An 8719-nucleotide genomic window follows, 5' to 3' on the forward strand; every position below is an offset into this window, starting at 1 on the left:
GGGTAAAAATTATCATTGTGCTGATAATATTGTTATTGAAAGTTTTCATTCTTTATTAAAAAAAGCAACAATTCATAACAATATTTACTTATCGCATGATGAATATATTAATGATGTTAAAAAATGAAATAAATGATATTCAAGCCGCAAAGAAAAGGATATAATAAATAAAAGTTTATAAACCTTTTTTACTAATACTTACTTTTTGGGGTGCACTCTATTACTAGTCTTGGGTTATTTAGTTATTTTTTTAGTAGTTTAAATTATTATGTTGAATATTTAAATTTAAAAAATAATAATTTAATTACAAATCCTAGGTTAATTGTTGAGCGATTATTATTTTGATTACAAAAAGATTATATTCTAGGTATGGGACTTTTCTTATTATTTACCTTATTTTTTAGTAGTTTTAGTTTAATCATGGATTACTATACTTTAATTCGAATTACCTTAGGTACAAAAATTGGAAAAGAAATTAGCCATGAATACCATTTTAAGCAATTATTTCAAAAAAAATGTACTAAATAGTTATTATTTACTATTTAATAATTTAAGAGTATAATTACTATATGGGGATGTTCCGGTTTCGACAGGAATGATCTACTAATATTGGCAGTAGTTTAGCAGACTATAATGCTACTAGGTTTGAAGAAACGCAAACAAAAAACAAAAAGAAGACAAAATTGAAATGCCAGCTTTTATGATGAACAATCAATTAGCAGGATCAATGTTAGCAGCTTAATTCCTCGCTGTTAGAGGATTGCTAGCCGTAATAGTAGTTAATTGTAGATTATTAACTATTATCGTATCTCAAGTCTTAATCTAATAGAAATTCTAATTGATAATGTTAGAATTTTGAAAGTCTTATTATCTAGTTATTTAATTAGTTGTCTAATCCTATTATTAAATAATGAAAAAAAGATGATTAGACTAAACTGTAGAAGATATTAGAATGTTATTTGTGGACGCGGGTTCAATTCCCGCCATCTCCACCATTTTTTATTTTTATTAAAAATAAGGTAGAAATTAAAAGAAACTTGTTTTGTCATAAATAAATTATTAGATTCAAGAAATTATTTATGAGAATTTTAGTTTCTTTTTTAAGTTCAAAAATATTTTTAAAAGGAATGATATAATAAAAAAAGTACAAGGTTTGTTAAAAGAGGTGGAAGTAAGTGAGTAATATTTTAAATATTATTTTTGTATATTTATTATTTATAATTATTTTTTCTATCATTTATATTTTTACATGAGGTTTAGTGCGTAATTCTTTTGCTCGTTTTTCAATTTATTATCAAGTTGTTATTGGTGGTGTTTTTGCAATTTTGGTTATTATTGCCCAAGGATTAATCCCATTTTTTGTGCCACCAAAAACTGGCGAAACCAATACAATGATTGCTATTAATATTTTTCTGCCAATAATAGTTTGTTGAATGATAGGTGTTTTTATTTCTTGCTTTGCCACAATTTTATATACAATTATTATTTTTACTTTTCTTTTTGCAATTTTACCATTTTTAAATAATAATTATTTTTTACCTTTGACAGGTACTCCTAATATTATTATGATTTCAGTACTTTATGTTTTAACCCTTCTAATTGTTTTTGTGAGTTGGTATTTTAAATGAACAAAATGAACTAGATGGTCTTTATTGACATTAACAGGATTCATTACGGCTTCAATTATTGTTTTAGCACAATCAAAAAGAATGGCTATGTCAGAAAACTTTGTAAGTGAATTATATGTTTTAGTGTGAATTGCAATGACTTATTTTGCTTATAGTATTTGTGGTATTATTGAATTAATTTATGTTCATGCGATAAAATTACAAAATATTATTGAATATGACCGCAATAGTTATGTTCGTGAGGCTTTAGCACATGATGCTATTTATAATTTAATTCATAAGAATAAGATTCGTCGTGGAATTTATTTTACTTTTATGATTAATAATATTGAAAAACTAGACAAATTTCTAAATAGTAATGTTAAAAATAAAATTATTGATCTTATTTCTCATCAAGTTTTTACACTATGAAAAGAACAAAATGTTTTATTTTTTAAAGCAAGTTTAAATCATTTTGGAATTTTTCTTCCCCTTGATCAAATTGAAAAACCTGATATTAGTAGTATCTTATTGCATAATAAAAGTAAGTTACGACCAGAAACTGATTTGTTAAAACAATTTGAAATTTTATTGCGACAAGTTAATACGACTTTTATTTTAAAAAATTATAAAATAATTGTTAAATTACAAGGATATGCTTCATTATATGGTTTACAATCAAATAATTTAAATAAGTTAAAAGAATATAATATTGCAACAGCAGATAATCGGTTAAATCTTGAATATTCAAATCAAATTATTTTTATTGATCCTGAAAATATTAAAGAATTGTCAAACCAAAAACGTAGTATTTTAGCTTTAAATGAACATATTCAGTTAGAAAAAATTGTTAGTTTATATTCTCCAATTATAAATGTAAATGATGGCCTTACATTAGCATATCATTATAGTAGTAATTTAGTTGATGGGGTTGATAGTGATTTAATATTTTGAAAAGATAGTAATACTTTTTTGGGAATTGTACATGAAACAATGCTAGATCGTTTTAATGCGGCATTAAATATTAAGAATTTTCATAAATTAGATAATTATTTAGAACAAAAATTATTCATTACTTATCCATCTAGTTTTATTAGTAGTGACCAGTTTAATTTAAAAAAATTTGCAACAAAATTAATTGAATTAAAAGTAAAACCTGGTAATTTAATTTTAACTTTTGATTTAATGGAAACTGGCTTTGACCCTGAAAAGTTTAAAAAAAATTTAAATACAATTAAAAATATTGGTATTGAAGTTGCTGTTAAAAATTTTGGAGCAATTGATACGGAATTAAATAGTTTGTACTATTATGAACCTAATTATGCTGTTTTTTCTCCAACAATTATTCGTGAAATGTTTATTCATTTGCATTATCAAAATTTAATTAAAGAATATATTATTTTAGCAGAAAAACTTGATATTATTTTAATTGCACCACAAGTTAATAGTTATTTGGGATATAGTAAATTAAAAGAACTAAAAATTAATTATATGTTTGGTTCATTATTTGGAACTTATGATGAACCACAAAATGAAATTGGTAATGAGATAAAAATAACTTTATTAAAAAACAGTCGGAAAGGATTTAAAGATGAGACTAAGAAATAAACCTTGAGCAACAGAATATATTATGGAGAATCCTACCTTTGCAATTCAAAATCCAGAATATTATAAGGGGCAATGGGGAAAAATGATTTTTAAAAATAATAATCCCTTAAATATTGAAATTGGTTCTGGGAAAGGGGATTTTATTATAGCATTAGCAAAAAAATATCCAAATCAAAATTTTTTAGCAATCGAACGTTATCCATCAGTTTTAGTTTTAGCTTTAAAAAAAATAATTGCTGAAAATTTATCTAATTTAAAAATAATTGTTTTTGATGCTATTTTTTTACTAGAAATTTTTGCACCTAAAGAAATTAATAAAATATATTTAAATTTCTCTGATCCTTGACCAAAAGTGCGACATGAAAAACGTCGGCTAACAAATAAAATATATTTAGATTTTTATCAAATTATTTTACAAGATAATGGTGAAATTCATTTTAAAACAGATAATGATCAATTATTTACTTATTCATTAGAATCATTTAAAGAAAATAATTGAAAAATTGTTGATTATACAACAAATTTATATCAGAATCATTATGTGGAAAATAATGTTCCAACTGAATATGAACGACGCTTTTTTAAACTTGGAAAAAATATTAATTATTTATATGCTCGGAAATAATTATATTAATTTTATTATTGCTGGCTCATAAAAGGAAAGTATGGATTTGTTCACTAGGTAACGAAAATTGATAGCTAATAGGTTCCGTAAAATTTTTATTAATTATTAAATTTTGATAATGATATGTTAAATATTCATCAACTAATTTAATTTTATTAATTGGGAATTTAATAATAATATCTTTTGTTTCAAAATAAGGAATTAATTCCGCTTTTTTTAGGTTTGTTTTAACACTACTAGCATAAGCGCGAATTAATCCGCCAGCTCCTAATTTAATTCCCCCAAAATAACGAATAACTAAACACACAACATTAGTTAAATTATGGTGAAGTAAAATTTCTAAAATTGGTTTGCCAGCAGTATTAGTTGGTTCGCCATCATCACTTTTTCGAATAATATTTTGATTTTTCCCAATAATGTAGGCGTAACAGTTATGAGCAGCGTTTGGCTGTTGATTTGTTTTAATAAATTCAAGTGCATCATGTTCGGAAGTAACTTTTTGCAATAAACAAAGGAAGCGTGATTTTTTAATATTTATTTCATTAATAATTAATTTAGTTTCTTTTAGTTCTTGCAAGTTTTTCACCTTCCTTTTTATCTTTATTTTATCTTCATTATATTATCTTTTTTTCCTTTTTTTGATATAATTATTTTACAAAAAACCGAAATTAATAATTTACTATAATAAGAGGCAATAGGAGAAAAGGGAATGTGAATAAAATACGCAGTTGGTTGAGGAGAGTTCTTTGATAATGAGATTAAAAAACCGTATTTTAAACAATTGTTAAAGAACATTGATAGTGAATATCAAAATAAACTTTGTTACCCTGCAAAAACAGATATTTTTCGTTTGTTTACATTAATTGAGCCTAATGATATTAAAGTTGTTATTATTGGACAAGATCCATATCATGGTCCAGGCCAAGCAAATGGTTTAGCTTTTAGTGTTAATGATGGTATTAAAACTCCGCCAAGTTTAGTCAATATTTTTCATGAATTAAAAAAAGACTTAGGTGTTGATCATTATGCTAGTGGTAATTTAGACCATTGAGCTAAAAAAGGTGTTTTTCTATATAATACAATTGGAAGTGTTGTTGCCAAAACGCCTTTAAGTCATAAGTATATTGGTTGAACTAATTTTAGTCAAAATTTGATTATTTATTTAAATGAGATTCGTAATGATATTGTATATGTTTTATGAGGCAATTATGCAAAACAGTATGGTGAATATATTTTGAATAAAAGTAATATTATTAAGGGAGCGCACCCATCACCTTTTAGTTACAATTTATTTAAGGATCAACAATTTTTTGTAAAAATTAACGATTTACTTTTAAAAAATAAAAAAAACATAATTGATTGAAAAATGTAATGTATAATTGATATATGTAAAATATTGACAGGACAAGAGGATTTATTTTATTAATATAGATTGTGGGGATATTATGGGTCTACTAACATCATTTAGTGATATATCAAAAATCTTATATAGTAATAAAATGGCATATATTGCTAGTGGTGTTATTGGTGCTCTTTTTATTATTTATTGTATTTATAATGGTTTATATTATTTAACTAATCCTAAACGTTATCATGGTATTCGTTTTACAACGAAAAATATTTCGTATATTACAATGTTGTCAGCAGTTTCAGCAACAGTTACTATTATTATTTCAATAACAGTACCAATTACGGTTTTTCCTCCTGTGCGGATTGCTTTTGAAGGTTTAATGGTTAAAATTAGTGGATTTATTTTTGGACCAATTGTTGGACTTTTATTGGGGGTTGTTACTGATTTAATTGTTATGTTATTTGTTCCTTCTTATCTCAATGTTGCTTATATTATTGTAATTGCTTCATATGGATTTTTATCAGGTTGTGTATCTTCAATTAATCGTGCCGTTGGTAAGCATAAATGAGTTTTATTTATGTTAACAAATATTTTTATTTTAATTTTTGTAACTTTTGCTGGAGTAATGACATGATATTCACCATTTGAAACCATTACATTATTTGCTGGATTAGAAGTTAGCAAAATTGTTTTAAGTTATATTATTGGTTTTGGCACAGGGGGAACTATTATTATTATATGAATTATTATGTTTGTTTATCGTCATTTTGATAAAACAAAAAAACATTATTGAGATTTAGTTGCTATTATTATGCTTGCTGTTGTTAATGAATATTGAGTCACCACCTTAATATCCGCCTGGGGGGATATCGCCTTTTTAACGGTGTCACAGAATAAAAATGGTGGAACAGATGGTTATGGGGTAACTATGATTACGCGATTAGCAATGGCACCAATGAAAGTATTATTTAATTCGGCAATTATTTATATTACATATCGGGCTGTTTCCCCATTAATTCATAAAGATACTAATGCAAATTTACAATATTAAAATCTTGAAAAAATAACTTTTATTGAAGTTATTTTTATTTATCTCTATATAATGATATTAGAAGTTATAGAATGGAGATGAAAATAATGAAAGTGAATTCACAAATTAAAAAATTGATTGATTTGGAATTAAAACGTCAACAAAATCATGTTGAATTGATTGCGTCAGAAAATTATGTTAGTGAGGCAATTTTAGCTATTACAGGCTCAATTTTAACTAATAAGTATGCTGAAGGATATCCATTTCACCGATATTATGGAGGATGTGAATATGTTGATCAAGTTGAACAATTAGCAATTGATAAGGTTAAGGAGTTATTTCAAGCTGAACATGCTAATGTTCAACCACATTCAGGTAGTCAAGCAAATGCTGCTGCTTATTATGCTTTGCTACAACCACGTGATACTATTTTAGCAATGGATTTAGCAGCAGGTGGTCACTTAACCCATGGTCATAATGTTAATTTTTCTGGTCGATTATATGATTTTAGTAGTTATCAAGTTGATCCTACAACCGAAATGTTAGATTATAATGCAATTGAAAAAATTGCAATTGAAGTAAAACCAAAATTAATTGTTGCTGGAGCCAGTGCCTATTCACGTGAGATTGATTTTAAAAAGTTCCGTGCAATTGCTGATAAAGTTGGAGCCTTATTAATGGTAGATATGGCTCATATTGCAGGATTAATTGCCGCTGGTTTACATCAATCCCCAATTCCATATGCTGATGTTGTTACTTCGACAACACATAAAACATTGCGTGGACCTCGTGGGGGTTTAATTTTATCAAAGCAAAAATGAGCAAAAAAAATTAATAGTGCTGTTTTCCCAGGTAATCAAGGTGGCCCATTAGAACATGTTATTGCCGCAAAGGCACAATGTTTTTTAGAGGCATTGCAACCAGATTTTAAAACATATCAAGCAGAAATTATTAATAATGCAAAAGTCCTAGCAGAAACATTAAAAGCAAATAATCTGCGTTTAGTAGCTGATGGAACAGACAACCACTTATTAATGGTTGATGTTAAAAGTAGTTTAGGAATTTCGGGGCAAATGGCGGAAGAAATTCTACAAAAAATTGGTATTATTTGCAACAAAAATATGATTCCATTTGATAAAGAATCATCGATGGTTACTAGTGGGATTCGGTTAGGAACAACAGCTATGACAACACGTGGTTTTGGGAGCAAAGAATTTAAACAAATTGGAGAAATAATTTATAATGTTTTAAAAGAACCAACTGAAAATAATATTGTTAAATATCAAGAAGAAGTAAAAAACTTATTAAGTGATTTTCCAATTTACTCAACTTGAAAATTACAAGAGTAATTAAATTTAGAAATAACAAGTTAAAATATTGATTATCCTATTATTTTTAGTTATAATATTATTGCTTTATACATTAGACCCTGGTACGGAATGATGTGAGGAGGCAGTGACATGAGACAAACAACTATCTTAAATTCAACTAAAGTTAAAAAAAAATGATATGTGATTGATGCTCAAGGTCTAGTTTTAGGACGTTTAGCAAGTAAAGTTGCAATGATCTTAAGAGGAAAAAATAAACCATCTTATACTCCACATGTTGATTGTGGTGATAATGTTATTATTCTTAATGCTGATAAAATTAATTTATCAGGAAATAAATTAAAGGGTAAAATGTATTATAATCATTCACAACATCCCGGGGGATTAAAACGAACAACAGCAAAGGATATGTTAGTAAAAAAACCAATTTATCCTGTTGAACACGCAATTAAAGGAATGTTACCAAAAAATAAATTAGGAAGTAAATTATTCCGTAATTTATTTGTTTATGCTGGTAATGAACATCCACATGAAGCACAACAACCAATTAAATTAGAATTAACTAATAAATAAAAGGAGAAAATATGGCAAAAAAACAAGAAGTTATATATCGTGGTACAGGAAGAAGAAAATCTTCTATTGCCCAAGTTGTATTGACTCCTGGTAAAGGGAATGTTGTTGTGAATGGGAAACCAGCATTAGAGTTTTTCCCATATGCAACATTAGTGCAAGATTTGGAACAACCTTTAGAGATTACTGGTTCAAAATCAGAATTTGATATTCGTGTTAAAGTATCTGGTGGTGGTTTTACCGGACAAGCTGGCGCAACAAGATTAGGAATTGCAAGAGCCCTAGTTGAAGCGTCACAAGATTATAAAACTTTATTGAGACATGCTGGCATGCTAACTCGTGATGCTCGTATTAAAGAACGAAAAAAATATGGGTTACATGGGGCTAGAAGAGCACCGCAATATTCAAAAAGATAGATTTCAGAAAAGTACATTTTGCTTTGCAAAAGACTGCACCCCAAAAAGTAAGTAAAATTAAAAAAGAACTTTACTAAACTTTTAGAGGAGGTGCATTTTTTAATGGCAGGAAAAGAACAAAAATTTAAAACATATACTGCAGAATTTCGAAAAAATACAGTAAAAGAAATTGAACAAACATCGC

9 protein-coding genes, 1 other RNA gene and 1 pseudogene are annotated in these 8719 nt (G+C 26.8%); 10 read left to right on the forward strand and 1 reads right to left on the reverse strand.

The genetic code is table 4. From position 1 onward, the window contains the following. The 5 genes and pseudogenes from D9R21_RS06955 to trmB form a co-directional block, all read left to right on the forward strand. A pseudogene (locus tag D9R21_RS06955) lies at positions 1–181 on the forward strand (IS3 family transposase); the annotation flags it as partial. A 29-nt stretch (positions 182–210) separates the two neighbouring features. Beyond that, positions 211–528, forward strand: a complete 318-nt coding sequence (locus D9R21_RS02875; protein ID WP_241568704.1) for a hypothetical protein — start codon at positions 211–213, stop codon at positions 526–528. Between the two features lie 43 nt (positions 529–571). Continuing rightward, positions 572–995, forward strand: a transfer-messenger RNA (tmRNA) gene (ssrA, locus tag D9R21_RS02880). 180 nt (positions 996–1175) lie between these two features. Then, on the forward strand, positions 1176–3215 hold the full coding sequence (locus D9R21_RS02885) for an EAL domain-containing protein (RefSeq protein WP_126821023.1): 2040 nt from the start codon (positions 1176–1178) through the stop codon (positions 3213–3215). Continuing rightward, complete coding sequence (gene trmB, locus D9R21_RS02890) at positions 3199–3840, forward strand: tRNA (guanosine(46)-N7)-methyltransferase TrmB (protein WP_126821024.1); 642 nt, start codon at positions 3199–3201, stop codon at positions 3838–3840. Before D9R21_RS02885 ends, trmB begins: the two co-directional genes overlap by 17 nt. Here trmB and D9R21_RS02895 read toward each other — a convergent pair. Further along, entirely contained in the window at positions 3815–4417 is a 603-nt protein-coding gene (locus D9R21_RS02895; protein ID WP_126821025.1) for an IMPACT family protein, read from the reverse strand. The two genes, trmB and D9R21_RS02895, sit on opposite strands and share 26 nt — an antisense overlap. Before the next feature lie 132 nt (positions 4418–4549). On the opposite strand from D9R21_RS02895, the gene D9R21_RS02900 reads away from it, so the two are divergent. The 5 genes from D9R21_RS02900 to rpsI all read left to right on the forward strand — a co-directional run bounded on the left by D9R21_RS02900 (position 4550) and on the right by rpsI (position 8535). Continuing rightward, complete coding sequence (locus D9R21_RS02900) at positions 4550–5212, forward strand: uracil-DNA glycosylase (protein ID WP_126821026.1); 663 nt, start codon at positions 4550–4552, stop codon at positions 5210–5212. 73 nt (positions 5213–5285) lie between these two features. Beyond that, positions 5286–6242 carry a hypothetical protein gene (locus tag D9R21_RS02905; protein WP_126821027.1) on the forward strand — a complete coding sequence of 319 codons (957 nt, stop codon included), beginning with the start codon at positions 5286–5288 and terminating at the stop codon, positions 6240–6242. 86 nt (positions 6243–6328) lie between these two features. Continuing rightward, the gene (locus D9R21_RS02910; protein ID WP_126821028.1) at positions 6329–7570 is read left to right on the forward strand and encodes a serine hydroxymethyltransferase; all 1242 of its coding nucleotides are present in this window, start codon (positions 6329–6331) and stop codon (positions 7568–7570) included. A 111-nt stretch (positions 7571–7681) separates the two neighbouring features. Further along, the gene (gene rplM / locus D9R21_RS02915; RefSeq protein WP_126821029.1) at positions 7682–8122 is read left to right on the forward strand and encodes a 50S ribosomal protein L13; all 441 of its coding nucleotides are present in this window, start codon (positions 7682–7684) and stop codon (positions 8120–8122) included. A gap of 11 nt (positions 8123–8133) precedes the next feature. Further along, positions 8134–8535, forward strand: a complete 402-nt coding sequence (gene rpsI, locus D9R21_RS02920; protein WP_004027966.1) for a 30S ribosomal protein S9 — start codon at positions 8134–8136, stop codon at positions 8533–8535. Positions 8536–8719 lie beyond the last annotated feature (184 nt).

This window comes from Spiroplasma endosymbiont of Megaselia nigra (assembly GCF_003987485.1).
Taxonomy (GTDB): domain Bacteria; phylum Bacillota_I; class Bacilli_A; order Mycoplasmatales; family Mycoplasmataceae; genus Spiroplasma.